The sequence below is a fragment of the Bradyrhizobium sp. genome, from assembly GCF_035570375.1.
Classification (GTDB): domain Bacteria; phylum Pseudomonadota; class Alphaproteobacteria; order Rhizobiales; family Xanthobacteraceae; genus Bradyrhizobium.
Map to the genome: position 1 here is coordinate 64,004 of NZ_DATMLW010000034.1, position 24,240 is coordinate 88,243.

General features: G+C 61.2%; 22 protein-coding genes and 1 pseudogene. 11 read left to right on the top strand and 12 right to left on the bottom strand.

The genetic code is table 11. From position 1 onward, the window contains the following. Positions 1-345 precede the first annotated feature (345 nt). Positions 346-1,521, top strand: coding sequence for an ABC transporter substrate-binding protein (locus VNX23_RS04250; RefSeq protein WP_325627930.1), 1,176 nt, complete (start codon positions 346-348; stop codon positions 1,519-1,521). Positions 1,522-1,599: 78 nt separating this feature from the next. Next, positions 1,600-2,055, top strand: coding sequence for a cupin domain-containing protein (locus tag VNX23_RS04255; RefSeq protein WP_325627931.1), 456 nt, complete (start codon positions 1,600-1,602; stop codon positions 2,053-2,055). A gap of 174 nt (positions 2,056-2,229) precedes the next feature. Here VNX23_RS04255 and VNX23_RS04260 read toward each other — a convergent pair whose 3' ends face one another. The 4 genes from VNX23_RS04260 to VNX23_RS04275 all read right to left on the bottom strand — a co-directional run bounded on the left by VNX23_RS04260 (position 2,230) and on the right by VNX23_RS04275 (position 7,641). Next, positions 2,230-3,492: a flavin-dependent oxidoreductase gene (locus VNX23_RS04260; RefSeq protein WP_325627932.1), complete on the bottom strand. Its 1,263-nt coding sequence runs from the start codon at positions 3,490-3,492 to the stop codon at positions 2,230-2,232. A gap of 93 nt (positions 3,493-3,585) precedes the next feature. Further along, positions 3,586-5,937, bottom strand: coding sequence for a bifunctional salicylyl-CoA 5-hydroxylase/oxidoreductase (locus tag VNX23_RS04265; RefSeq protein WP_325627933.1), 2,352 nt, complete (start codon positions 5,935-5,937; stop codon positions 3,586-3,588). Positions 5,938-6,005: 68 nt separating this feature from the next. Continuing rightward, on the bottom strand, positions 6,006-6,842 hold the full coding sequence (locus VNX23_RS04270) for an enoyl-CoA hydratase family protein (protein ID WP_325627934.1): 837 nt from the start codon (positions 6,840-6,842) through the stop codon (positions 6,006-6,008). Between the two features lie 37 nt (positions 6,843-6,879). After that, a complete protein-coding gene (locus VNX23_RS04275; RefSeq protein WP_325627935.1) occupies positions 6,880-7,641 on the bottom strand; it encodes an SDR family oxidoreductase in 762 nt (253 codons plus the stop codon). Positions 7,642-7,820: 179 nt separating this feature from the next. On the opposite strand from VNX23_RS04275, the gene VNX23_RS04280 reads away from it, so the two are divergent. After that, positions 7,821-8,270 carry a cupin domain-containing protein gene (locus VNX23_RS04280; protein WP_325627936.1) on the top strand — a complete coding sequence of 150 codons (450 nt, stop codon included), beginning with the start codon at positions 7,821-7,823 and terminating at the stop codon, positions 8,268-8,270. Positions 8,271-8,447: 177 nt separating this feature from the next. Here VNX23_RS04280 and VNX23_RS04285 read toward each other — a convergent pair whose 3' ends face one another. The 4 genes from VNX23_RS04285 to VNX23_RS04300 all read right to left on the bottom strand — a co-directional run bounded on the left by VNX23_RS04285 (position 8,448) and on the right by VNX23_RS04300 (position 13,304). After that, on the bottom strand, positions 8,448-9,278 hold the full coding sequence (locus VNX23_RS04285; protein WP_325627954.1) for a sulfite exporter TauE/SafE family protein: 831 nt from the start codon (positions 9,276-9,278) through the stop codon (positions 8,448-8,450). Between the two features lie 272 nt (positions 9,279-9,550). Continuing rightward, positions 9,551-11,944, bottom strand: a complete 2,394-nt coding sequence (locus tag VNX23_RS04290; protein WP_325627937.1) for a xanthine dehydrogenase family protein molybdopterin-binding subunit — start codon at positions 11,942-11,944, stop codon at positions 9,551-9,553. Beyond that, a complete protein-coding gene (locus VNX23_RS04295) occupies positions 11,941-12,426 on the bottom strand; it encodes a (2Fe-2S)-binding protein (protein ID WP_325627938.1) in 486 nt (161 codons plus the stop codon). Before VNX23_RS04295 ends, VNX23_RS04290 begins: the two co-directional genes overlap by 4 nt. Continuing rightward, complete coding sequence (locus VNX23_RS04300; RefSeq protein WP_325627939.1) at positions 12,423-13,304, bottom strand: xanthine dehydrogenase family protein subunit M; 882 nt, start codon at positions 13,302-13,304, stop codon at positions 12,423-12,425. The genes VNX23_RS04295 and VNX23_RS04300 overlap by 4 nt, the downstream gene beginning before the upstream one ends. Before the next feature lie 175 nt (positions 13,305-13,479). Between VNX23_RS04300 and VNX23_RS04305 the strand changes: the two genes are divergently transcribed. Beyond that, complete coding sequence (locus VNX23_RS04305) at positions 13,480-14,586, top strand: LLM class flavin-dependent oxidoreductase (protein ID WP_325627940.1); 1,107 nt, start codon at positions 13,480-13,482, stop codon at positions 14,584-14,586. A 21-nt stretch (positions 14,587-14,607) separates the two neighbouring features. Here the strand turns inward: VNX23_RS04305 and VNX23_RS04310 are convergent, their stop codons facing one another. From VNX23_RS04310 to VNX23_RS04320, 3 genes are read right to left on the bottom strand one after another with little or no spacing between them, the layout of a single operon-like run. Continuing rightward, positions 14,608-15,243 (bottom strand): TetR/AcrR family transcriptional regulator, encoded by a 636-nt coding sequence (locus VNX23_RS04310; protein ID WP_325627941.1) that lies wholly within the window; start codon positions 15,241-15,243, stop codon positions 14,608-14,610. A 44-nt stretch (positions 15,244-15,287) separates the two neighbouring features. After that, on the bottom strand, positions 15,288-15,857 hold the full coding sequence (locus VNX23_RS04315) for a flavin reductase family protein (RefSeq protein ID WP_325627942.1): 570 nt from the start codon (positions 15,855-15,857) through the stop codon (positions 15,288-15,290). Positions 15,858-15,867: 10 nt separating this feature from the next. Beyond that, positions 15,868-17,100, bottom strand: a complete 1,233-nt coding sequence (locus tag VNX23_RS04320) for an acyl-CoA dehydrogenase family protein (protein ID WP_325627943.1) — start codon at positions 17,098-17,100, stop codon at positions 15,868-15,870. 474 nt (positions 17,101-17,574) lie between these two features. Here VNX23_RS04320 and VNX23_RS04325 point away from each other — a divergent pair, with 474 nt between their 5' ends. From VNX23_RS04325 to VNX23_RS04355, 7 genes are all read left to right on the top strand, one after another. Further along, positions 17,575-18,480 (top strand): NAD(P)-dependent oxidoreductase, encoded by a 906-nt coding sequence (locus tag VNX23_RS04325; RefSeq protein ID WP_325627944.1) that lies wholly within the window; start codon positions 17,575-17,577, stop codon positions 18,478-18,480. A gap of 229 nt (positions 18,481-18,709) precedes the next feature. After that, positions 18,710-19,576 carry a branched-chain amino acid ABC transporter permease gene (locus VNX23_RS04330; protein WP_325627945.1) on the top strand — a complete coding sequence of 289 codons (867 nt, stop codon included), beginning with the start codon at positions 18,710-18,712 and terminating at the stop codon, positions 19,574-19,576. Then, positions 19,573-20,499 (top strand): branched-chain amino acid ABC transporter permease, encoded by a 927-nt coding sequence (locus tag VNX23_RS04335; protein ID WP_325627946.1) that lies wholly within the window; start codon positions 19,573-19,575, stop codon positions 20,497-20,499. The genes VNX23_RS04330 and VNX23_RS04335 overlap by 4 nt, the downstream gene beginning before the upstream one ends. A gap of 5 nt (positions 20,500-20,504) precedes the next feature. Continuing rightward, on the top strand, positions 20,505-21,260 hold the full coding sequence (locus VNX23_RS04340) for an ABC transporter ATP-binding protein (RefSeq protein WP_325627947.1): 756 nt from the start codon (positions 20,505-20,507) through the stop codon (positions 21,258-21,260). Next, complete coding sequence (locus tag VNX23_RS04345; protein ID WP_325627948.1) at positions 21,250-21,975, top strand: ABC transporter ATP-binding protein; 726 nt, start codon at positions 21,250-21,252, stop codon at positions 21,973-21,975. The genes VNX23_RS04340 and VNX23_RS04345 overlap by 11 nt, the downstream gene beginning before the upstream one ends. A 29-nt stretch (positions 21,976-22,004) precedes the next feature. Then, positions 22,005-22,904 carry an NAD(P)-dependent oxidoreductase gene (locus VNX23_RS04350; protein ID WP_325627949.1) on the top strand — a complete coding sequence of 300 codons (900 nt, stop codon included), beginning with the start codon at positions 22,005-22,007 and terminating at the stop codon, positions 22,902-22,904. Positions 22,905-22,958: 54 nt separating this feature from the next. After that, entirely contained in the window at positions 22,959-24,032 is a 1,074-nt protein-coding gene (locus VNX23_RS04355) for an amidohydrolase family protein (protein WP_325627950.1), read from the top strand. Between the two features lie 90 nt (positions 24,033-24,122). On the opposite strand, the pseudogene VNX23_RS04360 reads toward VNX23_RS04355, so the two are convergent. Next, positions 24,123-24,240 (bottom strand): annotated as a pseudogene (locus VNX23_RS04360) (IS110 family transposase); the annotation flags it as partial.

The following is a 24,240-nucleotide window of genomic DNA, read 5'->3' on the forward strand; positions in this document are numbered from 1 at the left end:
TACTGGTCTGGCGCTGGAACGGCACGGTTCGCCAAATTCGCTTCCCTCGCCTGTTGGCTGTTATTTTGACCTTCAAATAAATCGAGCGGCGTCGCAAGTCAAAAAACGGATGTTCCTTTATGGTTCAAACAATTGGCGCGGCCTTTGCATGTAGTACTTGCATGGAGGGTACGTTTTTGCGGAGGGCGCCTTGCACGTGGCCAGCCTGCGCGGCCAATGGCGCCGTGTCGCTCGCCTCCGCCGCCTGCCTTGCTTGCGGTGAGCGCGGCCGTCAGAATAGGTCTGGGGGATCGGGGTTGGAAAGCAGATCCGCCGCCACCAAAGGCGGACTTTTGAGGGAAAGACATGAAGCAGCAGTTGAAGTTGGCGGGCCTTGCAACCCTGTTTGCGGTTTGCGCGAATGCGGCGGTGGCGCAGGAGAAGCTCAGGATCGGGCTGGTCCTGACATTGTCGGGACCGGCGGCTGCTCTTGGCCAGCAGGTGCGCGACGGCTTCAATCTCGCGGTCAAGGATCTCGGCGGCAAGATGGGAGGCCGCGAAGTCGAGATCGTGGCGGCCGATGACGAGCTCAAACCGGATGCTGCGGTCACCAAAGTCAAGGGCCTGCTCGAACGCGACAAGGTCGATTTTGTCGTCGGCCCGATCTTTTCGAACATCCTGCAGGCGATCCACAAGCCGGTAACCGATACCAAGACCTTCCTGATCAGCCCGAATGCCGGTCCCTCAAGCTACGCCGGGAAGAACTGCAGCCCGTTTTTCTACGTGACCTCCTACCAGAACGACCAGGTGCACGAGATCCTCGGCAAGGTCGCACAGGATCGCGGCTACAAGCGCATCTATGTCATGGTGCCGAATTATCAGGCCGGGAAGGATTCCGCCGCGGGCTTCAGGCTCGATTACAAGGGGGAAATCGTGGAGGAAAGCTACGTGCCGCTCGGCACGCTGGATTTCCAGGTCGAACTCTCCAAGATCGCTTCGCTCAAGCCCGACGCCGTGTTCACCTTCATGCCGGGCGGCATGGGCGTCAGCCTCGTGAAGCAATATCGACAGGCAGGGCTTGCCGACCAGATCCCGGTGCTTTCGGCATTCACCGTCGATGAGTCGACGCTGCCGGCGCAGCAGGATGCGGCGGTCGGCATGTTCGGCGGCGCGGATTGGGCGCCCGATCTCGACAACCCGCAAAGCAGGAAATTCGTCGCCGCTTACGAGGCTACCTATAACAGCGTGCCCGGCACTTATGCGATGCAGGGATATGACGCGGCGCTCCTGATCGACAGCGCGGTGAAGGCGGTAAAAGGCAATCTTTCCGACAAGGAAGCGGTAGCGAGTGCATTGAAGAAGGCCGATTTCACGTCGCTGCGCGGCAGCTTCAGATTCAACGTCAACGGCTATCCGATCCAGAATTTCTATCTGACCAAGGTCGCCAAGCGCACGGATGGCAAATTCCAGACCGAAATCGTGCAGAAGGTTTTTGAGAATTACGGCGACCGCTATGCCAAGGATTGCACGCCGGCGAACTGAACAACGCGCTTTCGAGCGAAGCGGACACCGCTTCGCGCGCAGAAGACGCGTCCGGATAACGAGGGAAGGAAAAAAGCGATGAACAAGGAGATTACCGGCATCACGCGGGCCAACGAAGGCATTCAGGGAATTTCCTGGAACATTCTTGGCCAGACCTACGTGCCGAAAAATCGCACCGACCAGTGCTTTTCGTGGCACGCGACGCTGCCGCCCGGCACCTTCGTGCCGCCGCACATCCATCCCGACCAGGACGAATATATCTACATGTTGGAAGGCAAGCTCGATTTCGTGCTGGCGAACTCCGAAGCGCAAGCCACGCCCGGCGATTTGATCCGTCTCGGCATGGGTATTCCGCACGGCATCTTCAACAAATCCGACCAGACTGCGAAAGTGCTGTTCTGGGTGACGCCGACCCAGAAGCTCTATGACCTTTTCTGGGGCCTTCACAACATGAAGGAGCAGAAGCCGGAGGACGTGGTGGCGCTATCGGCGGAACACAACATCCACTTTCTGCCCCCGCCGCCAGGGGCGTGAGGCTTCTCTCTCACCCCGTAACCGGAGCGCGGCGAGCTCCAGGTGAAGAGAACACCGTCATGCCCGGCCTTGTGCCGGGCATCCACGTCATTGCTGCACCGAACAAGAAAAACGTGGATAGCCGGGACGAAGCCCGGCCATGACGAGAATCAAGTCGAGCGTTCGTCCAAAAACTTACGAAGACCGCACGGCCGCCAACCCCGGCACGGCAGCAAAGCCCGCCTTGTGGGCGTAGCCGCGCACGATGGCTTCGCGCTCCTTGTAGCTCAAGACCTTCTCGATATCGGTGAAGCCATCGGGGGCGAGTTGCTCGACCGCGTCGATCACACCTTCGGGACCGCCACGGCGGTTGGAGCGCACGATTTCCGCGGTCATCGGCAGGCGCTTCTGCTCGTAAGCCACCAGCGCCTGGCGCGGATGCTCGGAGCGTACCAGCGCGTCCGCAAGACAGCGCGCATCGAGAATGGCTTGCGAGGCCCCGTTCGATCCGACCGGATACATCGGATGCGCGGCATCGCCAAGCAGCGTGACGCGGCCGCTCGACCACCAAGGCAAGGGATCGCGGTCGCAGGTCGGATATTCGTAGAATTCAGGCGTCGCCGCGATCAGGCTCGGCACGTCGACGTAGGGCACCGAGAAGCGCGCGACATGCGGCATCAATTCCTCGCGCCTGCCCGGCCGCGACCAGTCCTGGGCGGTGCTGGTGAAGATCGGTGGCGTGTTGCCGTCGCCGATCTTCGCCAGCACCGCCCAGTTGGTCAGGCGGTTCGCCGCGCTCGAGCCTTCGGCGATCGGATAGACCACCACCTTGGCATTGAGGCCCCCCGCGACGATCATCGAACGGCCGGTCAGAAATGCCGGCCAGTCACGCGCGCCGCGCCAGAGCATCAGCCCGTTCCAACAGGGTGGTCCCTCCTGCGGAAACAGCGTCTCGCGCACCCGCGAATGAATGCCGTCGGCGCCAATCAGAATGTCGCCGCGCACGGTTTTGACGTGGCTGCCGGTGCGATCGAAGAAATAGGCGGTGACCCCGCCCTCGTCCTGGGTGAAGGCGCCAAGCCTGCAACCGGTGTGAATGGCTTCCTTGCCCAGCCGCTCCTCGACTGCACCATGAATCACGCTTTGCAGCCGGCCGCGATGGATCGAGAATTGCGGCACGTCGTGGCCGGCGTCGATACCGCGCGCTTCGCGCCAGACTTCCTGGCCGTGACGATTGAGATAATAGAGAACGTCGGTGCGGATCGAAACGTCATCGAGTTTTTGCAACAGGCCGAGGCCAGCAAGCTCCCGGATCGCGTGCGGCAGCGTATTGATGCCGACGCCAAGTTCGCGGATGGTTTCCGACTGCTCGAAGAGTTCGCAACCGATGCCGCGGGAGCGCAGCATCAACGCCGTGGTCAGGCCGCCAATGCCGCCGCCGACGATAATCGCCTTCATCGCTCTACTCCACTCGCTACCAGGCGCCTGGCGAGAGCACCATCCGATTCAACCTGATCGGCTCGTGATCTCAGCCAACAATCGCATGGCTCCTTACTCGGCCGCAAGCGGCTTTGCCCCCTCCGCCTTCAGCTCGGCCCGGGTCTTCGGCTTAGCCTTAATTTTAAGCTCCTCGAAATCCTGCCGGTCGCGGACGCTGTTGCGGAAAATCTGGTCCTTACCCGGCAGATATTGCACCGGGCAGGACACCCCTTCGGCGCCGTACCATGCCGCGGCCTTCAGCGTGAAACCGGGATCGATCAGATGCGGACGCCCGAGCGCCACGAGGTCGGCCCGGCCGGCCGCCAGGATGGTGTTGACCTGGTCGGCGGTCGTGATGTTGCCGACACACATGGTCGCGACACGCGCCTCGTTGCGCACCTGATCGGAGAACGGTGTCTGGAACATGCGGCCGTAGACCGGGCTGGAATCGCGCACGGTCTGACCGGTGGAGACATCGATGAGATCGACACCGGCTTCCGCAAAGGCCCGCGCGATCGCAACTGCATCATCACCGGTGATGCCGCCATCAGCCCAGTCAGTCGCGGAGATACGGACCGACATCGGCTTGTGCGAAGGCCACACTGCTCGCAACGCCTCGAAAACTTCCAGAGGATAGCGCAGACGATTTGCCGGCGAACCACCATAGGCATCGGTGCGCGTGTTCGTCAGCGGCGAGATGAAACTGGCGAGCAGATAGCCATGGGCGCAGTGCAGCTCCAGCATGTCGAAGCCGCACGCCTGGCCTCGCTCGGCGGCGGCGACGAACTCGCACCTGACCGCATCCATGGCGGCGCGGTCCATCTCGCGCGGCATGCGGCTGTCCGGGAAGTAAGGAATGGGCGACGCCGAGATAAGGTCCCATCCGCCTTCTTCCAGCGGCCGGTCCATGGCGTCCCACATCAACCTGGTGGCACCCTTGCGACCGGCATGTCCGAGCTGGAGGCAGATCTTTGCAGCCGAGTTGGCGTGGACGAAATCGACGATCCGCCGCCACGCGGCCTGCTGCTCGTCATTCCAGAGGCCTGCGCAGCCGGGCGTGATGCGCGCATCAAGCCCCACGCAAACCATCTCGGTAAAGATCAGGCCGGCGCCGCCCAGCGCACGCGACCCGTAATGCACGAGATGGAAATCTTGGGGCATGCCATCCTTCGCCGAGTACATGCACATCGGCGACACCACCGCGCGGTTGGTCAGCGTCATCTCGCGCAGCCGGAACGGCTGGAACATCGGCACAGAAGGCTTCTCGACATCGACGTCGAAACCGCTGGCGCGAACCTGTTTCGCAAAGGCCCTGTCGACCTCGCGGACGAATTCCGGCGCCCGAAGCGTCAGATTGTCATAAGTGATTGCCTTGGCGCGAGTCATGACGCCAAAAGCAAACTGCACGGGATCGAAATCCCAGAACCGATCGACGTGCTCGAACCAGACCAGCGAGACATCGGCGGCGTGCTGGGTCTTTTCGACTTCCTCGCGCCGGCCCTGCTCGTAAGCTTGCAGGGCGGCGGCGACCGTAGGCGCGCTACGCATGGCGTCCGCCAATGCAATCGCGTCTTCCATCGCAAGCTTGGTGCCGGAGCCGATCGAGAAATGCGCGCTCGCCTTGGCGTCGCCGAGCAGGACCATGTTGTCCTTGACCCAGCGCTGGTTGCGGATCGTCGGAAAATTCCGCCACATCGAGCGATTGGTCAAAATCGGATGGCCCTGGAGGAACCAGCCGAAAATCCCGGCCATCCGATTGGCCGATTGCCTCTCGTCCAGGTCCGCAAGGCCCGCGCGTTCAAACGTTTCCGGATCGGTCTCGAAGATCCAGGTCGAGCGCCCGGTCTCATACTGATAGGCGTGCGCGATGAACGGGCCCCACTCGGTCTCCTGAAAGATGAAGGTGAAGGCGTCGAGTGGCCGGGTGGATCCCATCCAGGCGAAGATATTGGAGCGCAGGTCCACCTCGGGCTGAAAATGCGCGATATGTTTCTCGCGGAAGCGGCTGTTGATGCCGTCGGCTACGACGATCAGGTCCGCATTGGCAAACCGGGTCTCGTCAGCGATCTCGGTCTCGAACATCAGGGCAACGCCTAGTTCGCGCGCCCGCTCCTGCAGGATCATCAAGAGCTTGCGGCGCGAGCAGCCGCAAAATCCGTTACCGCCGACACGGTGCACCGTGCCGCGGAAGTGCACGGCGATATCGTCCCAATAGGCAAATTCCTCGGTGATCCGGCGATAGCTCTCAGGATCGTATTTCTCGAAATTGTCGAGCGTAGCGTCGGAAAACACCACGCCGAAGCCAAAGGTATCGTCAGCGCGATTACGCTCATACACCGTAATCTCGGCCTCGGGGCGCTGCTTCTTCAAAAGGATCGCCGAATACAGACCGGCCGGTCCACCGCCGATGATCGCGACCTTCATGAAAGCCTCCGGCGCAATGATCGAGATGTTTTAAACCTAAAACAATTGGACGGCAAGCCCACCGATTCTCAATTGCCCTGGAACACCGGCTTTTCCTTTTTCGAAAACGCCTCAAAAGCGCGGGAAAAATCCGCCGTCGTCATGCACAGCGCCTGCGCGACCGCCTCGGCTTCGATTGCTTCTTCGACCGACATCGCCCACTCCATCGCTAGCATCCGCTTGGTCATGGTGTTGGCAAAGGCCGGGCCCTCGGCAATCTGCCTTGCGAGGTCGCGCGCCTGCGGCAGCACTTCGCCCGAAGGTACGATCCGGCTGAAGAAGCCCCAACGCTCGCCCTCCTCCGCGGTCATGAAGCGGCCGGTATAAAGCAACTCCGAGGCCCGCGAATGGCCGATGATCCGTGGCAGAATCGCGCAGGCACCCATGTCGCACCCGGCAAGTCCCACCTTGTTGAACAGGAACGCGACCTTGGCTCCGCTCGCCGCAAGCCGCATGTCGGATGCCATCGCGATGATCGCACCAGCACCGGCGCAAACGCCATCCACTGCCGATATGATCGGCTGCGGGCAAGCGCGCATCGCCTTGACGAGATCGCCCGTCATCCGGGTGAAGGCGATCAACCCCTTGGTGTCCATCTTCACGAGCGGACCGATGATCTCGAACACGTCGCCGCCGGACGAAAAGTTCCCCCCGGCGCCCGTGACCACGACCGTCTTGACCTGGTCGTCGAACGCACAGGCGCGGAAAAAATCCGTAAGCTCCCGGTAGCTCTCGAAGGTCAGCGGATTTTTCCGCTCGGGACGGTTCAGCGTCACAACGGCCACCCCGGCGTCGACCTTGAGCAGGAAATGATCAGGCGAATACTGCGCCAGGGGCAGCGTGACGCGATTGGCCGGTGTGCTCATTTGTGTCTCCCTGCTATCTTTGCCCAGGCGTCACGCCTCAAATCTCTCCACCGGCAACCGCGATCGCCTGACCCGTGATCGCACCGGCGCCCTCCCCGCACAGCCACAATACCGCGTCCGCAACTTCCGAAGGAGCGATGAGGCGGCCTTGCGGATTGTGTCTGGCCAATTCGGCTAATGCCTGCGCATGGCTGCGGCCGGTTTTTTTCATGATGTTCTCGATGCTTCCGGCAATGAGATCGGTGTCGGTGAAGCCCGGACAGACGGCGTTCACCGTCACGCGCGTCGCGGCTAGCTCAAGCGCGAGCGAACGCACGAGCCCGATCACCGCATGCTTTGCCGCGGAGTATGCGCTGACGTAAGCGTATCCCTTCAGCCCAGCGGTCGATGCCACCGCCACGATGCGGCCGTAAGGCCGCTGTCGCATCGCTGGTAGAACGGCCTGGACGGCGTGGACCACGCCCATGAAGTTGACGTCGATCATTCGCCTGAACAATGCCACATCCGACTTGGCGAACGAGGCGGATTCCGCTGCGCCGGCATTAGCGATCAAGATATCGATCGGTCCACGCGCGGCGGCTTCCGCAATTGCCGCCTCGATTTGGGCCTGTTCGGCGACATCGGCCACCACGGCGAAAGCCGCTTCTCCCGCGGCCACAACGTCATCCAGGGCCGGGCGATGACGGCCGAGCAAGGTAACGACGGCACCCGATCGCGTCAGGGCCGAGACAATCTCACGGCCAATGCCTCGCCCGCCTCCGGTGACAAGCGCATGCGGGGAATACGGCAGTCCCGGCATGTGCGGTCTCCTCTAGTGAACAGAACGACACCATCTGCGTATATTTTAGACCTCAAATTTTTGCAACCAGGCGCGTCTTGCGCTGACGCCATAGTTTCCTTCCTCGACAGGGAGCGTCGGCCGTGCTTGACAGTCGAAGCGATGAGGGTAGCGTCGCCTCGAACCAAGGGAGGACGTACATGGCTGCACTTGAAAAGGGGATCACGCGCAAGGGGACGGGGTACTCCGGCAAGACCTGGAATATCCTTGGACAGGTCTATTTCCCGAAAGCGGTGACCGACTCCACTTTCGCGTTCGAGACCAACAGCGATCCGGGCCAGTTTGTCCCGGTTCACATCCATCCGAGCCAGGACGAATTCATCCTGGTCCAGGAGGGCGTGCTCGACCTCAAGCTCGACGGCGTCTGGGTGCAGGCCATGGCAGGTGATCTGGTGCGCATGCCCCGCGGCATTCCGCACGGCTATTTCAACAAATCGGACAAGCCGGCGCGTGCGTTGTTCTGGGTTTCGCCGGCGCAGAAGCTCGAGGCGCTGTTCGATCGGCTTCACAATCTGTCGGATGTCGCCGAAGTCGTGCGCCTTTCGGCGGAGCACGAGGTGAATTTTCTGCCGCCCGAGGCCAATGACTAGCGCTGTGGCAAGAGACACCAGGAAGGGAAACCGCGGCTTGCCTCACATGTCGAGACTTGCCCTGCCCTCGCGTTTCTTCAGATAGATGATGGCCTTCGACGCGGACCGAGGAGGCTGGGTGAACGAGTCACGTCTCGCTCCCGCGAGCAAGAGCCAGACAAGCCGAGACGCTAAGTTTCAGCGCGGCGCGCTCTGGGTCACGGCGGCAACGCTCGCGGGCGACCAATGCCATTCCTCGGATGCGAGCTTGCCTGCGACCAGGATCAGCGTGCACGCCAGCAACAGCCGCAAGGCCGTCTCGTGGACGCGAGAGGCACAATAACTGCCGATGACGATGCCCGGCAGGGAACCGATCAAAAGCACGCCCATCAGTTGCCAGTCGATCGCGCCCATCACCCAGTGGCCGATCCCCGCGATCAGTGTCAGCGGCACGGCATGGGCGATGTCGGACCCAACAATGCGCGACATCGGCAGTTTCGGATAAAGCAGCAACAGCGCAGTTACGCCGACCGCGCCGGCACCGACGGATGAAATCGAGACCAGGACACCCAATGCTGCGCCCGTCAGGACGGTCGCGCGGGCGATCGTGGACGCGTCGTGACGTTCCATTCGCCAGCGCAGCTTCTCCAGAACGGCCTTGCGGAAGATCAGAGAGAACGCGGTCAAAAGCAGTGCAAAGCACAATACCGAATTGACCAGGTTGCGCGCCGTGGCGGCATCGAGATTGAGCTGCCACAGCACGAGCAGCGTGAGAATACTCGCCGGTATGCTGCCGCAGGCGAGCCGTAAAACGGCCGGCCAATGAATGCTCCCCGCCAGGCCGTGCACGAAGCCGCCGCCGGCCTTGGTTGCAGACGCGTAGAGCAGGTCGGTGCCGACCGCCGTCGCCGGATGCACGCCAAAAAGCAGGATGAGCAACGGCGTCATCAACGATCCGCCGCCGACGCCGGTCATGCCAACAAGCAAGCCGACGCTGAAGCCCGACGCGACGTATAATGGATCGATCACGGACATTCAGTGGTCTTCAGCATCGCGTCACGATCAAGCCATCACGACGTGGCAGGCCGGCGGACATTGCAAAGTTCCCCAATAGGCTCGCTGGTGGCGATTGATCGCCAACCGTCATGAGGTAGGATCATATTTCCGTTTGCGGCAATAGCGAGGGAGAAAAAAGAATAAATTATTTCCTTATTGGGGTCTGATGGAGTTTTCTCCCTCTGCTCCCGCATTGCGGGAAAACCGCGCCCTTCACTCGGATACCAGCGTGAAAGTTCCTCGAATCAGATTCGCTTCAACGAAGTCAGGATGAGCTGCGGCGTCAGCGGAATTTCGGTGATGACCGCACCGAAGGGCCTGAGCGCATCGTTGACGGCATTCGCAACCGCTGCCGCCGCGCCGGCGGTGCCGGCCTCGCCCGCGCCCTTGGCGCCAAGTTCGCTCTCCGCCGTCGGCGAGACCACGTGACCGACATCGATATCGGGCATTTCACCGGACATGGGAACCAGATAGTCGGCCATGTTGGCGTTGGTCAGCTGCCCGCGCTCATCGTAGACGCATTTCTCAAACAATGCGGCGCCGAGGCCCTGCACCACGCCGCCGCGGATCTGCTCGTCGACCAGTTGCGGATTGATCAGGGTGCCGCAATCTTCCACGACCCAATGCTTGAACAATTTCACAAAGCCGCTGTCGGTATCGACCTCAAGCCAGGAAGCCTGGACCCCGTTGGTAAAGGCAAACGGATATTCCCGCGGCACGAAGTGGCGCGTCGCCATCAGCTCCGGCTGGATTCCCGGCGGCAGCGTGTCGGGGCGGAAATAGACGATTCTCGCGAGTTCACGGAGTTCGATCCGGGGCGCGCCGTCATCTGCATTCACGACCGCGTTGTCGGCGATATCGAGCTCAGTGGGCGAGGATTGCAGGATCGCAGCGGCAACGTCGAGAATGTTCTTGCGCAGGATTTTCGCCGCCTGAAGCGCAGCTTCGCCGCCAATACCGGCGCCGCGCGAAGCCCAGGTTCCGCCGCCATACGGTGTCTGGTCGGTGTCGCCGAGAATGACGCGCACGCGCGACATAGAGACGCCGAGCACACTGCCCACGATTTGCGCGGTGAGCGACTCCGAGCCCTGCCCCTGCTCGGTGATGCTGGTCTGGCAAACCACCGAGCCTTGCGCGTCGAGCCGCACCGCAACCCCGTCCTGCGACGAAATCTTGGCGCCGCCGACACCATAGAACGCCGCGCTCGGATTGGTGACCTCGATGAAACTGGCAATCCCGATGCCGCGATGAATGTTCTTCTCGCGAAGGGCGGCCTGCTCGGTGCGAAGCGCGTCATAGTCCATCATCGCCATCAGCTTGTTCAGCGCGGTGTGATGCGACAACAGCTCGAAACGCAAGCCCGAGGCCGACGCGCATGGGTAAGCGTCATCGGCAATGAGATTGCGGCGGCGGATCTCAAGGGGATCCATTCCGATTTTTGAGGCCGCAAGGTCAACCAGACCTTCGGTCACCGAGCAGGCGATGGGATGGCCGACCGCGCGGTACTGGCACATCACATTCTTGTTCTGGAACACGACGCGGGCGCGGGCGCGGTAGTTCTTCGTCCTGTAGGGGCCGCCGACGAGATTGACAACCTGATTGGCTTCGATGGCGCTGGTGCGCGGGTACATCGAATAGGGGCCGATGCCGGTGAGATCGTCGATCTCGAAGGCCGTGATCGTACCGTCGCGTGTGACGCCGATGCGTCCCCTGCAGCGATGGTCGCGGGCGTGAATGTCGGTGTTGAAACTCTCGATCCTGTCGGCAACGAATTTGACCGGCCGCCGCAGCAATTTCGACAAGGCGTAGGTGGCCATTTCGTCCGCGTAGATGTGGACCTTGATCCCGAAGGAGCCGCCGACATCCTTGCAGACTACGCGAACCTGCGATTCCTCCAGGCCGAGATGCAGGGCCGCGATGTTCTGCACCATATGCGGGGCCTGCGTGCCCTGGTAGATCGTCAGCCGCGTTTCGGCGGCGTTCCAGTCCGCCACCACCGCGCGTGGCTCCAGCGTCACCCCGGTGTGCCGGCCGAAGATAAACTCCGCTTCGGCAATTTCCTCGGAACCGGCAAAGGCAGCATCGACCTCGCCCGCGTCCAGAGTCCGTTCAAAGGCGAGATTGTTCCCGAGCGAAGCGTGGATGACCGGCGTTTCAGGATCAAGCGCGGTGCGCATATCCGTCACCGCCTCGAGTTCCTCGTATCCGACCGAGACGATTTCGGCAGCGTCTTCCGCGGCAGCGCGGCTTGTGGCCACCACGGCGGCAACGGCCTCGCCCTGCCAGCAGACACGGCCGATCGCGATTGCCCTCTGGGGCGCGGACTTCAGCCCCTTCAGATGCGAGAGCACGCCGACCCACGGCGTGATGACGGACGCCAGTTCCTCACCGGTGACGACGGCGATCACGCCCGGCATCTCTTTCGCCGCGCCCGCGTCGACTGCAACAATGTTCGCGTGCGCATGCGGCGAGCGGACAAACACTACATGCGCCATCCGCGGCAGCTCCAGGTCGCTGACGTAAAGTCCGCGCCCCTGCATCAACCGATCGAGATTTGGCCGCGGCACCACCTTGCCGATGTAGGAATTCGGCCGATCGAGCGCCGAGAGCGGCTCTTGCGTTTCCGGCGATGAGGTCATGGCTTGCGCTCCCGACGCATGCCCGCGGTCTCCTCCACCGCGTCGATGATCGCCTGATACCCCGTGCAGCGGCAGTAGTTCCCCGAAAGGTGCTCGCGGATCTGTGCGCGGTCCGGTTCCTTCTCGTGTTTCAATAAATCCTGCGCGGCGATCAACATGCCCGGCGTGCAAAAGCCGCATTGCAGCGCGTTGCGTTCCCGAAAGGCGTTCTGCAGATCGGTGATCTCGCCGCTGTCGGAAAGTCCCTCGATCGTCTCGACGCAGCTGCCTTGCGTCTGCACCGCCAGCGTCAGGCAGGAACGCACGATCTCCCCGTCGACGCGCACCGTGCACGCGCCACATACCCCGTGCTCACACCCGACATGCGTACCGGTGAGCTTGAGGTGCTCGCGCAGGAAGTCGGCAAGATTCAAGCGCGGCAACACCTGCGCCTCGACACGTTCACCATTGACATGAAGCGAGATCGGCAGAGGCGCGGTCACGGTCGCCCTCCTGCGTGAAGTTCGGGACGGTCAAGAAGTTTTGACGCGCATCGCACCAATAAAAGCTTTGCCAGATGCCGGCGCATCGCGCCATTCGCCTGCTGGTCCTCGGGCGGATCGAGCTCTTCACCCAATGCTTCCAATGCTCGCGACAGCGATGCGGGCGTGACGGCTTTCTTCACCAGGCTCGCGGCTGCCTTGGCCGGCTGCGGCCGATCACTGACGCCGAAAAAGACCGCCCGAAGATCGTTCAGCCTGTCATTCTCGACGACCGCCAGTGCGGCAAGCCCGACGATCGCGTAATCGCCCTGACGCCGGGCGAATTCGCCGAAAAAATGCGATGAGTTTCTTGCGGCTGCCGGCAGTTCGATCGCAACCAGCAGTTCGGAGGCCGACAGCGCCGTCTGGCAGATTCCGCAAAAGAACTCCGTTGCCGGAATCCGTCGTTCGCCGGCAGGTCCGCGGGCGACAATGGTGGCATCCAGCGCAACCATGCAGGCCGGCATTTCGGAAGCGGGATCCGCATGCGCAAGGCTGCCGCCGATCGTGCCACGGTTGCGGATCGCGGGATGGGCAATATGGGCTGTGGCTTGCCTCAACAGCGGCGCGTGCGCGGCGAGTTCGGGAGAATTCAGAACATCGGCGTGGCGCGTCAGCGCGCCAATCCTGACGAGGCCGCCGCTGACGGAAATACCACGCAATTCGCTGAGCCGACCGATATCGACGATCCACTCGGGAGCGAGAAGGCGAAGATTCATGGCGGGCATCAGGCTCTGGCCGCCCGCCAGCACCCTGGCTCGCTCGCCATGCGCAACCAGCAACTCGATTGCATTGCCAACGCTGGTTGCACGGACGTAGCTGAAAGCCGAGGCTTTCATCGATGCGACCTCCCCGACCCTCTTCGGCAGGTTTTCGGCGAATTAGAGAGGGATGCGTGCCAAAGGTCAAGTTTGTTTATCGAGCGATTATTTCTGGTGACTCGATTTTCGGATTGGTCATAATGCGAACGATTGTGCGTCCTTCGGAACACAACGCTCCAGGGAGAAGCAGGCGATGAAACTGGGCTTTTTCACCATGCCGATCCATCCTCTGGAGAAGGATTGGCGGCTTTCGCTCCAGGAAGATCGCGAAGCTTTTCTGCTCGCCGACGAACTTGGCCTTACCGAAGCCTATGTCGGCGAGCACATCACCGACAGGGCCGAGAACATCACGTCCTGCGTTGCGTTCCTGGCCTGGATTGCGGCCGCGACCAAAAAGATCAAGCTTGGCACCGGCACCATCAACATGCCAAACACCCATCCGGCGACGGTGGCGGCTACGGTCGCGATGCTCGATCACATGCTCGACGGCCGCCTGATCTTCGGTATCAGCCCGGGCGGACTTCTGTCGGACGCCGAATTGTTCGGCAATCTCGACGCCAACCGCAACGAGATGTTTCTGGAATCGATCAACCAGGTTCTCGACATCTGGGCGAGTGAACCGCCCTACAATCTCAAGGGAAAATACTGGAACGTCTCGATCGAACGGACGCTGATGGAGGATATCGGGCAAGGGTTTATCGCAAAGCCCTTGCAGCGTCCGCATCCGCCGATTGTCGTCACGGCAGTGGCGCCGTTCTCCAAGGGCGTCACCGAGGCCGCCGCGCGCGGATGGGAGCCGATTTCGGCAAACTTCCTGATGCCGGCCTGGGTGAAGAGCCACTGGCCAAAATATGTCGAGGGCTGTGAGCGTGGCAGCCGAACCGCGGATCCCGCGAACTGGCGCGTGGCCAAGAGCGTTTTCGTCGCCAAGGACGCCGCGACGGCCAAAGCCTATGCTACCGATCCCGATGGGCCTTACGTTTATTACTATCGCTCGCTGTTTACCAAGCTGAAGAAAAACGGCCGCATCGAACTGTTCAAGACGCGCCGTGACCAGCCGGACGACGAAGTGACGCTGGAAATGATTTGCGACAAGCTGATCATCTATGGAACGCCGGACAGCGTCGCCGACCAGTTGCTCGCCTTTCAGGAGGAGGTCGGAACCTTCGGTACCCTGCTCTACGCCGGCAAGGACTGGAAAGACCGCGAACTTGGCCGGCAGTCCATGATCCTTATGGCTGAAAAGGTCATCCCGTTGGTCAATGCCGGCATCGCGAAACAATCCACCGCCGCCGAATAGATTCTGAGCGAATGCCAATCCCTACACGACTTCTCTCACCGGCCCGTGGCGGACACCCATGTGGCCAAACACTCCCGTAAAGCCGGCAAGAAAAGCGTCCACCGCATCGGCAATCATCTGCTCCTTGTCTTCGAGCACGGGCGAATCATAGATGTACTTGCGGACGCCGTAATAGAAAATTCCGCTGTGAAAAACCCAAGCCATCTCCAGCTCGGCTGGGCTGGGCTTGATTTGCGCTGGCAACCCGGCCTCATGCCGGCATTCCCGGACGATGCGGGAGAGGATTTTGTCTCGCACCACGCCAACATACCAGCGGTTGATGTCGAGCCCCTTCAGGCCAGAATAGAGATAGATGCGCAGCCATTTACGGGTGAAGATCACCTTGGTGTAGGCGTTGTAAAACTCCTGCAAACGATCGCGGATCGGCCGCGAACGATCGGCCAGCAGCTTTTCCCAGCCGGTATCGAGCGGCTCCAGATACACCGTGCGGTAGACTTCCTTGATCAGGTCGTCCTTGCTCGGAAAATAGCGATACAACAGAGGCTGCGTTACGCCGAGCCGTCGCGCCAGCGCCCGTGTTCCGCCGCCAAACCCCTCTTCCGAAAAAAACTCGGTCGCTTTCGCGACGAACTCCTTGCGCCGGTCGTCCGGCGACAACCGCTTCTGCTTGAGGCGAGTACGTCTCACTGAGGCCTTCTTGCTCATGACCCTGGAGCCGTCGGAACATCATCGGTGCCGAGAAATCGCCCATAGCCGCCGCGGGCGAATAGGAGTGGCTCCTTGCCGTTGTAGGAATAAGCCTCCACGGCTCCGAGGAAGATGACGTGATCGCCGCCGTAGTAGCGATTGGCGGCGCGACACTGAAAGCACGCAACGCTGTCGGCGAGAAGCGGCGCACGGCCGACGCCAGGCCTCCAGGCAACTCCTGCGAATTTATCCGCTGAAGCCTTTGCGAACTGGTGCGCAAGCGCCTGCTGCGAGGCGCCAAGCACGTTGACCGCGAAATGGCTGGCATTCTGAAAGATCGGCAATCCTTGCGAATACATCCCCAGGCTCCAGAGCACGAGCGGAGGATTGAGCGACACCGAAGCGAACGAGTTGCAGGTCAATCCATAAGGCTTTCCGTCGGGACCCATGGCCGTGATGATGGTGACGCCGGTGGCATAAGTGCCGAGCGCGTTGCGAAAATCCCGAGGGTCGACCGCCGAGCTGCCGCTCGCCAGCTCATTGGCGGGATCGGGCTCGGTCGGATGCTTGGGCGCGTCGTTCATCCTTATCGCCTCAAAGCGTCAGGTTTTCGGAAGGCAGACCAAGCGCGACGCGCCCGTAATTGGTGCCGGCTGCATCGAAGTTGAAGGCGATGTGCGAATTGATCGCATGCGCATCGCGAAACTGCCTTTGCAAGGCGCCCGACATGTACAGGCCCCGCGCACCGCTGGCGGCAAACAGCAGCGATACGGCTTCGGTGCAGAGATTGACGCAATAAGCCCCATCGCGCCGCAGTCTGGTTTTTGCTGCGATATCCGGAATATCCCCGTGCCGTGCATCCGCCATGGCCTGGATACAGGTGGAACGCATGATCAGACGTGCGGCATCGATCTTTGATGATGCCTCAGCAATCTTGATCTGCGTGGTCTGGAGGTCCCCGAGTTTGGCGCGGTTGTAGGTCGAAGCGCGATGCCGCGCAAGCTCGACATAATCGTCGAGACACGCCTGCGCGTTTCCGAGTGCGACGCCCGACAGCACATAGGGAAACAACGAGAACACCGGCAGGGTGTAAAGTGCATTCGGATTGACTGCGCTGCCCGGCGTCGGACCGCCGGCAAGATCGCTCACCGCAACGCTCATCGGCTCGGCTACGAAAGCATCATTGACCTCGACATCATTCGATCCCGTGCCCCGCAGGCCGGTCGCGTCCCAGGTGTCGTTGATCCGGTAATCGTTCTTGTTGAGCAGGAAAATGCGATACTCGATGCCGTCGGCCTCATCATCTGATGACACCACGCTCGCCAGCATATTCCACTCGCTGCCGTCCACACCCGATGAAAACGGCCAGCTGCCACGCAGCAAATATCCGCCGTCGACCTTCCTCGCGCGGCCGGCGGGAAATATGAATGAGGACGCGATCAAGGTGTCAGGATCTTTTCCCCAGACGGCATCCTGCGCGCGCTTGTCGAACATCGCCAGCATCCAGTGATGGCTTGCAAGATTGGCGAAGTTCCACGCCGCGGACGCATCCGCCTGCCCGATCGCATCGGCGCAATCGATCAGCGCGACGTAGTCGAGTTCGGAGCCGCCAACGCGGTTGGGCTGCACGATCCTGAACAGGCTGGACTCGTGCAATTCGCGTATGGTTTCGGCCGGAAGTCGCCGTAACTCTTCCGTCTGGGTTGCGCGCTCGCGCAAGCGCGGGATCAAGGCTCTGGCGCGGGAAACCATGGACGCATGGCTGCGATCACCTGCATCCGGTCCCGAAGGTGAGTTTGCATTCGACTTCAGACCGATACCTGTCATGTCGCGGTCCTCGCTATCGCGCCGGGCTTGCACCCTTCCTATGCGCCACCAAGATAATCTACGCCGAAAGGGCGGCCAAAGCTGCTTGACCGGCCGATGGTTTGAAGTTTGTTTATCGCCCGATTACTAATTAAGGCGCGACGCGCGGTGGCCGTCAATCGAATTCGACAGGAGGTCGGTCGATCGAACGATCCGATTTTGCAGCGTTGTTAACGTCGGTCGTATGATCGTTCGCTCTGTTGAAGAGTAGCGCGATTGCCACGATTCGGTCTATCGTCCCAAAATTCTTGCTTCATACGGGCCTCGCTATCCTGCAGAGCCGCGCGATCGAGTTCATGCCGGTTGACGGCATGGCAGGCACCACAGCAAAACCAAGGCGGACGAAAGCGGCGTGGCGATTGTTTATTGGCTGATCACTCGCTATTCAGAAGCCGCGCCATTTCCGGCGCGAGCCTCCTGCGGCGGGATATTGTCATGGACAAGACGGTTGGAATCGTAGGCCTCGGTATCATGGGCGGCGCGATTGCCCGCAACCTCGTCGAACGCGCCTGGCGCGTGCTCGGCTTCGATACCGACGCCGGCAAGGGGGCCGAGCTGGCAGCAGCCGGGGTCGTGATCGTGGACGGCGTGCGACAGCTCACCCGCGACGCGCCCGTCATCATGACGAGCCTGCCCACGCCTGCCGCGGTCGAGAGCGTTGCCAACGCGATCGCCGGCAGCGGCACGAAGCCTCGCATCGTGATCGAACTCTCCACGCTTACGCTTGCCGACAAGCTCCGGTTCGAGGCGATTTTGAAGGCGGCCGGCCACATTCCGCTCGACTGTCCGTTAAGCGGCACGGGCGCGCAAGCCAAGATGCGCGATCTCATCGTCTACGCAAGCGGCGACAGCAGTGCGATTGCGCGCTCGATGCCGCTGTTTGCCGACTTTGCCAGGCAAAGTGCTGATCTCGGCGTGTTCGGCAATGGCAGCCGGATGAAATTCGTGGCCAACCATCTGGTGGCGATCCACAACGTCGCTACCGCAGAAGCGATGATATTGGCCGAACGCGCCGGCCTTGACCCAAAGCTCGTCGTCGAGATGGTAGGCCCGGGTGCCGGCGGTTCGCGCATGTTCCAAATGCGCGCGCCGATGATGGTCGAAGGCAAGTATGAGCCCGCGACCATGAAGGTTTCGACCTGGAAAAAAGACATGGCAATCATCGCCGACTTCGCCGAAGACGTCGGTTGCGAAACGCCCCTATTCACGCTGACGCAGCCCATCTACACCCAGGCGATGGCCATGGGACTCGGCGATCAGGACACCGCAGCCGTCTTCGAAGTGCTGAAGAAGACGATCATTGCAACTCCGAAAGAAGGTAGTTCGAAACCAGACCAATAGCGCGACAGGTCGCGATGCCGCACCGCATCAAAACCGTGTCCGAGGCGTCTAGCAGTCTGCTTACCCGAACTTTGCCGCATGCCGGTCGCGGCGTGGTTATCGCTTGATCATTTATGACATCCGTCCGATAAACCCTTCAATCAATCAAAAGCACGAACAACTGATTTTCAGCTGAAATGCCCCGGGAGGCTCCATGACGATATCGCGACGCCTGGCATGAGATCGGCAGATGCAATTTTGGATCATCCAGGGTCTTAACAGCCTGTCGCTTGGTGGCCTGTTGTTTCTGCTCTCGTCGGGCTTCTCGCTGATTTTCGGCCTGATGCGGCTGGCCAATCTGACGCATGGCGCATTCTTCATGTTGGGCACCTATTTTGCCGCAATCGCCATGCGCACCTATACCGACCTCAACATCTGGGTCACGGCGCTCGGCGCCGGACTTGTGGTGGCCGCGATCGGCGGGCTGTTCGAACGCTTGGTGCTGACGCGGCTGAAGACCAATCCGCTCGGACAGGTGCTTGTGACGCTCGGCATGTCCTTCATTATTTCCGACGCATGCCTCGTCCTGTGGGGCGGCGATTCGATTCCGGTGCCGACGCCGCGCTATCTGCAGGCGCCGACCCGCTTGTTCGGATTCGTATTTCCGACCTACCGGCTAGTGCTGGTGGGATGCGCGGTCGCTGCTGCGATTGCGCTTTATCTGCTGATGGAGCGCACACGACTGGGCGCGATGATCCGCGCCGGCGTCGACGACCGGCAGATGGCGCGCGCCGTGGGTATTCCCGTTTCGAACCTGTTCACGATCGTGTTTTGCCTCGGCGCGGGCATCGCCGGTGCGGGCGGCGTGCTCGGCGGTCCGATCCTCTCCGCCTATCCCGGACTTGATGCCGACATGCTGCCGCTGGCACTGATCGTCGTTATTCTTGGCGGCATCGGCAGCCTGATGGGCGCGTTCATCGGCAGCTTTATCATCGGATTCGTCTATACGTTTGGCACGGCGCTGTTCCCGGAGCTCGCCTACATCATTCTCTTCCTGCCCATGATTTTTGTCATCGCATTTCGCCCCCAGGGCCTGTTCGGACGTGTCGGCGCATGAAGTGGATCGCCGGTGCCCTATTCGCCGCGTCACTTCTCTCGCTGCCGTTGTTCGCGGGCGATTTCTACATCAATCTCGCAAGCCAGATCCTGATTGCGGCGATATTTGCACTCAGCCTCAATCTCCTGGTCGGTTTCGGCGGGATGACCTCGCTCGGACACGCCTCCTACCTTGGTGTTGCCGCCTACTTCTCGGCGCTGCTGACAAGCCGGTACGGATTTGGCCACGGCGCCGCGGCGCTCATCTCGATCGCGGGGACGATTGCGATGGCGGCCTTCTTCGGCACCATCGCGCTGCGTGCGACCGGCCTCGGCTTCCTCATGATCACGCTCGCCCTGTCCCAGGTGCTGTGGGGGCTCGCCTATCGCATGTCGAACGTCACCAATGGCGACAACGGGATTGCGGGCCTCACCCGTCCTGCGCCGTTCGGCATCTCCCTGGACAGCGCTCCCGCATTCTACTGGTTCGCGCTGATCGTGGCGTCGTTTGCGTTCTTGATGATGGCGATTTTCGTGTCCTCCTCGTTCGGCTCGTCGCTAAAAGGCGTGCGCGACCAGCCGCGCCGGATGGCCGCGCTCGGCTTCAATCCGTGGATGATACGCTGGATCACCTTCGTCTATGCCGGATTCTGGGGCGGCGTTTCCGGCCTGCTCTTTGTCTATTACAACAAGTACATCCACCCGACATCGCTTTCGATCACGAGTTCGGCCGAAGCGCTGCTTGGCGTCATCGCCGGGGGAACGGGCACGCTCGGCGGCCCAGTGGTCGGCGCCACGCTGGTGCTCTTGTTGAAGAACTACGCCTCCGCTTATATCGAACGATGGAACATGCTGCTGGGACTGGTGTTCCTGTTTATCGTTCTTGTGATGCCGACAGGTATCGTTCCGGGCCTGAACAAGTTCGCATCGCTGTTCCGAAAGTGATCGCCATGACGCCGCCTACGCCAAATCACGCGCTGGAGATCATCGAGCTGAACAAGGCGTTCGGAGGATTGAGGGTCACTCAAAACATATCGCTCAAGATCCTCCAAGGCGAACGCCGCCTGATCATCGGTCCCAACGGCGCCGGCAAGACCACGCTGTTCAACCAGATCAGCGGCGACATGCGGCCGAATTCCGGAACGATCAAACTGTTCGGCACCGACGTCACGGCACTTGCCCCCTACCGGCGCGCACATCTGGGCCTGTCGCGTACCTACCAGATCATCACGCTCTTCACCGCTGACACGCTCGAGCACAATGTCACGCTCGGTCTGCTCGGTTTGCGTCCCTCGCGCTGGCAGATGTGGCGGCCATTGTCCTTCTATCGCGATCTTGCCAGCGAGGCCCGCCGCACCCTCGATACCGTCGGACTTCTTCATCTGGCCGATCATCCGGTTTCCGAGATCGCTTATGGTGAAAAGCGTCGAGTCGAGCTTGCGATGGCGCTGGCACAAAAGCCGCGCGTGCTGCTGCTGGATGAGCCGCTGGCCGGGCTTTCAAACAGCGAAAGGACCACCGTAAAATCGTTGATCGCCTCGATTCCGCGGCAAACCACCGTGATCATGATCGAACACGACATGGATACCGCTCTCGATCTTGCCGAAACCGTAACGCTGCTCAATTACGGCCGCGTCATCGTTGACGGCGCGCGCAATGCCGTGATCGCGGACGAGCGAACGCGTGAGGTCTATCTTGGCGACTGAGGCACTCCGGCTTGCGAATGTGCACGCTTTTTATGGCGACAGCCATATTTTGCACGGCGTCGGCTTTTCATTGCAGGAAGGTCACGTGCTGGCCTTGCTCGGTCGTAATGGCGCCGGAAAGACAACCTGCATTTCGACCATCGTCGGATTTCTGGCTCCAAGGGAAGGTGAAATTCATCTGTTTGGCGAGGGAATCGGCGGGCTCAGCCCCGAACGCATTTCGCGCCTCGGCATCGGACTGGTGCCGCAAGGACGTCGAATTTTTCCCACTCTCACGGTTCGCGAAAACCTCATTGTGGCGCAACAGCGCGAAAGCAGCACCAGGGAGCCGTGGAACGTCGAGCGGATTTACGAGCTTTTTCCACGCTTGCGCGAGCGTCACGCGCAGTTAGCCGGCACACTTTCCGGAGGCGAGCAGCAGATGCTCGCGATCGGGCGCGCGCTAATGGGAAACCCGCGCGTCCTGCTGCTGGATGAGCCGTCGGAAGGGCTTGCGCCCCTGATCGTGGCCGAGGTCGGCCGCACCATCAAGCGGCTGAAGGAGGAAGGACAGTCGATCGTTCTGGTCGAACAGAACCGGCAACTGGCGCTTGAGGTCGCGGATCAGGCGGTCATTCTCAATACTGGCCGTTGCGTGTTCGCAGGCGACGCCGGCGAAATCCTCAACGATGAAGAATTAATCGCGCAAAATCTCGGTATCTACCACGCGCACTAGGATAAACACTCACCGATCGAGGCAAGACGATGAAAGTTGGCGTTTGCGGAACAGGACGAATGGGATCGTCGATCGCCGAGCGATTGATATCGGTTGGACACGAGGTTGCGGTCTACAATCGCGACGCCGCCAAGACCAGGCCGCTGGTCGACGCCGGCGCAAAGGCATTCGCTTCGCCTGCGGAGCTTGCCGAAGCTTGCGACATCGTGATCGTCATGCTCTTGAACGATACAGCGACCGAAACGGTCTACCTCGGTCCCAACAGTCTTTTGAAGGCCAAGCTTGCCGGCAGGCTCGTCATCGATATGAGCACGATACGTCCAGAAACCATGATTTCAGTCGGCGGTGCTGTGACGCAACTCGGCGCGGCTTTTGTCGAATGCCCGGTCGGCGGCAGCAAGGCTCCCGCAAGAGAAGGCAAGCTGTTCGGTCTGGTCGGCGGCTCCAAAGCCGATGTCGATCGCGCCATGCCTGCGCTCGAACAACTATGCCGCCGTATCGAGCATGTCGGGCCGTTCGGCGCCGGCGCGACCTTGAAGCTTGCCGTCAATCTCCCGCTGCTCGTCTACTGGCAGGCGCTTGGCGAAGCTCTTACCATCTGCAAGCCACTCAACCTTCGGCCCGATCGGCTGATCGATATCCTGTCCGACACCGCCGGCGCGCCGGCTGCGATGAAAGGCCGCGGCGCTATCATCGCCAAAGTCCTGAGTGGCGCGCCGCTTGGCGAGACCGCATTCGGCATCACGGCTGCGAAGAAGGATCGCGCTACTGCCGTGCAGTTCGCGGCATCCCTCCATGCGGAACTTCCGGTTGCGAAAAGCGCGCTGGCCTGCTTTGAGGAAGCCGAGGCTGCAGGTCTAGGGGATGCCGATGCCACGACGGTTTCGGTTCGCTGGACCCAACGCAACGCGCCACCATCCAGATCCTGAAATGGTGCTTTTGAAGGCTTCATTCCAAATGACCAGAACAGCAGAGAACATTCAATGATCGATCGCAAGAACCGCTATGGCCGCACGGCCGCCCGCGTCCATGATACGGATGGCCTGGCGAGGCGACCCTTGTCCACGACGATCGACATTCACGCCCACATCGTCGTGCCGCAGGCCGCGAAAGTCGCGCAACCGCATGTCGATCTCAGCCGCGTGCCGCTCGCGCATTTTGCCGATGCCGCCACCCGGGAAATCAATGCACAGCAGGAAAAGGACGTCGCGGAGGTGATGACGACGATCGACCGTCGGATGTTCGATCTCGACAAGATGGGCATCGACATCCAGGTCGTCGCACCCGCGCCGCCGCAATGCTACTACACTGTCGATGCCAAAATCGCCGAGCGGGCGCATCGTCTTGCTAATGACGGCGTGGCGGAATATTGCGCGCGCAGGCCCGACCGGTTTGTTGGGCTCGGCGTCGTTACGCTCCAGGAGCCGGAGCTTGCGGTCCGCGAACTCGACTACGTCATGAAGGACCTGAAATTGAAAGGCGTCGAAATCCTGACCAATGTCGGTGGCCAGGAATTGTCCGATCCCAAATTCCGTCCCTTCTTCGCCCGCGCCGAGCACCTCGGCGCATTCATCATGATGCACCCAAACGGGTTCACGCATGGCGAGCGTCTGACCCATTTCTATTTCAATAATGTGCTTGGAAATCCGCTCGATACCACGCTTGCGCTTCACAACCTGATCTTTTCGGGAACGCTGGCACGCTTCCCCGATCTGAAACTGATGGCCGTGCATGGTGGAGGATACCTGCCGGCGTATTCAGGCCGGATCGACCATGCCTGGGGCGCGCGAGACGACTCGCACGGCGAATTGCCGCTGCCGCCGACGACCTATCTCAGGCAGGTCTATCTCGACACCGTGGTCTTCAGCTATCACCAGCTCGCCTATCTGATCGACGTGTTCGGTCCCGATCGCATCGTGATGGGCACCGACTATCCGTTCGACATGGCCGAGTACAACCCCATCGGGCATGTCGCCGGTGTTCAGGGGATGGACGAGGCCACGCTTGCCCAGATCGCGGGCGGGAACGCCGCGCGCCTGCTAGGGCTCGATGTGTAGAGCGTGATGGCTTTCGAGTGAACCGTTTGGTCAGTCGAACAGTTCACCTCGATTTGCGCAGCAAATTCGGGTGAGCGACTGTGTTGGCTGTCAAGCGGGTTGCCATGGCGTTTTGGTCCTGAGCATGGCGTTGAGGATTGTGAGCAGCTTGCGAGCGACGGCGATCAAGGCGACCAGCTTGGGCTTTCCGGCAGCCACCAGTCGATCG

What these genes read in the sequence shown, in the direction of transcription:
- VNX23_RS04250 (WP_325627930.1), top strand. Translation starts at nt 346, where the DNA reads ATGAAGCAGCAGTTGAAGTTGGCGGGCCTTGCAACCCTGTTTGCGGTT.
- VNX23_RS04255 (WP_325627931.1), top strand. Translation starts at nt 1,600, where the DNA reads ATGAACAAGGAGATTACCGGCATCACGCGGGCCAACGAAGGCATTCAG.
- VNX23_RS04260 (WP_325627932.1), bottom strand. Translation starts at nt 3,492, where the DNA reads ATGAAGGCGATTATCGTCGGCGGCGGCATTGGCGGCCTGACCACGGCG.
- VNX23_RS04265 (WP_325627933.1), bottom strand. Translation starts at nt 5,937, where the DNA reads ATGAAGGTCGCGATCATCGGCGGTGGACCGGCCGGTCTGTATTCGGCG.
- VNX23_RS04270 (WP_325627934.1), bottom strand. Translation starts at nt 6,842, where the DNA reads ATGAGCACACCGGCCAATCGCGTCACGCTGCCCCTGGCGCAGTATTCG.
- VNX23_RS04275 (WP_325627935.1), bottom strand. Translation starts at nt 7,641, where the DNA reads ATGCCGGGACTGCCGTATTCCCCGCATGCGCTTGTCACCGGAGGCGGG.
- VNX23_RS04280 (WP_325627936.1), top strand. Translation starts at nt 7,821, where the DNA reads ATGGCTGCACTTGAAAAGGGGATCACGCGCAAGGGGACGGGGTACTCC.
- VNX23_RS04290 (WP_325627937.1), bottom strand. Translation starts at nt 11,944, where the DNA reads ATGACCTCATCGCCGGAAACGCAAGAGCCGCTCTCGGCGCTCGATCGG.
- VNX23_RS04300 (WP_325627939.1), bottom strand. Translation starts at nt 13,304, where the DNA reads ATGAAAGCCTCGGCTTTCAGCTACGTCCGTGCAACCAGCGTTGGCAAT.
- VNX23_RS04305 (WP_325627940.1), top strand. Translation starts at nt 13,480, where the DNA reads ATGAAACTGGGCTTTTTCACCATGCCGATCCATCCTCTGGAGAAGGAT.
- VNX23_RS04315 (WP_325627942.1), bottom strand. Translation starts at nt 15,857, where the DNA reads ATGAACGACGCGCCCAAGCATCCGACCGAGCCCGATCCCGCCAATGAG.
- VNX23_RS04320 (WP_325627943.1), bottom strand. Translation starts at nt 17,100, where the DNA reads ATGACAGGTATCGGTCTGAAGTCGAATGCAAACTCACCTTCGGGACCG.
- VNX23_RS04325 (WP_325627944.1), top strand. Translation starts at nt 17,575, where the DNA reads ATGGACAAGACGGTTGGAATCGTAGGCCTCGGTATCATGGGCGGCGCG.
- VNX23_RS04330 (WP_325627945.1), top strand. Translation starts at nt 18,710, where the DNA reads ATGCAATTTTGGATCATCCAGGGTCTTAACAGCCTGTCGCTTGGTGGC.
- VNX23_RS04335 (WP_325627946.1), top strand. Translation starts at nt 19,573, where the DNA reads ATGAAGTGGATCGCCGGTGCCCTATTCGCCGCGTCACTTCTCTCGCTG.
- VNX23_RS04340 (WP_325627947.1), top strand. Translation starts at nt 20,505, where the DNA reads ATGACGCCGCCTACGCCAAATCACGCGCTGGAGATCATCGAGCTGAAC.
- VNX23_RS04350 (WP_325627949.1), top strand. Translation starts at nt 22,005, where the DNA reads ATGAAAGTTGGCGTTTGCGGAACAGGACGAATGGGATCGTCGATCGCC.
- VNX23_RS04355 (WP_325627950.1), top strand. Translation starts at nt 22,959, where the DNA reads ATGATCGATCGCAAGAACCGCTATGGCCGCACGGCCGCCCGCGTCCAT.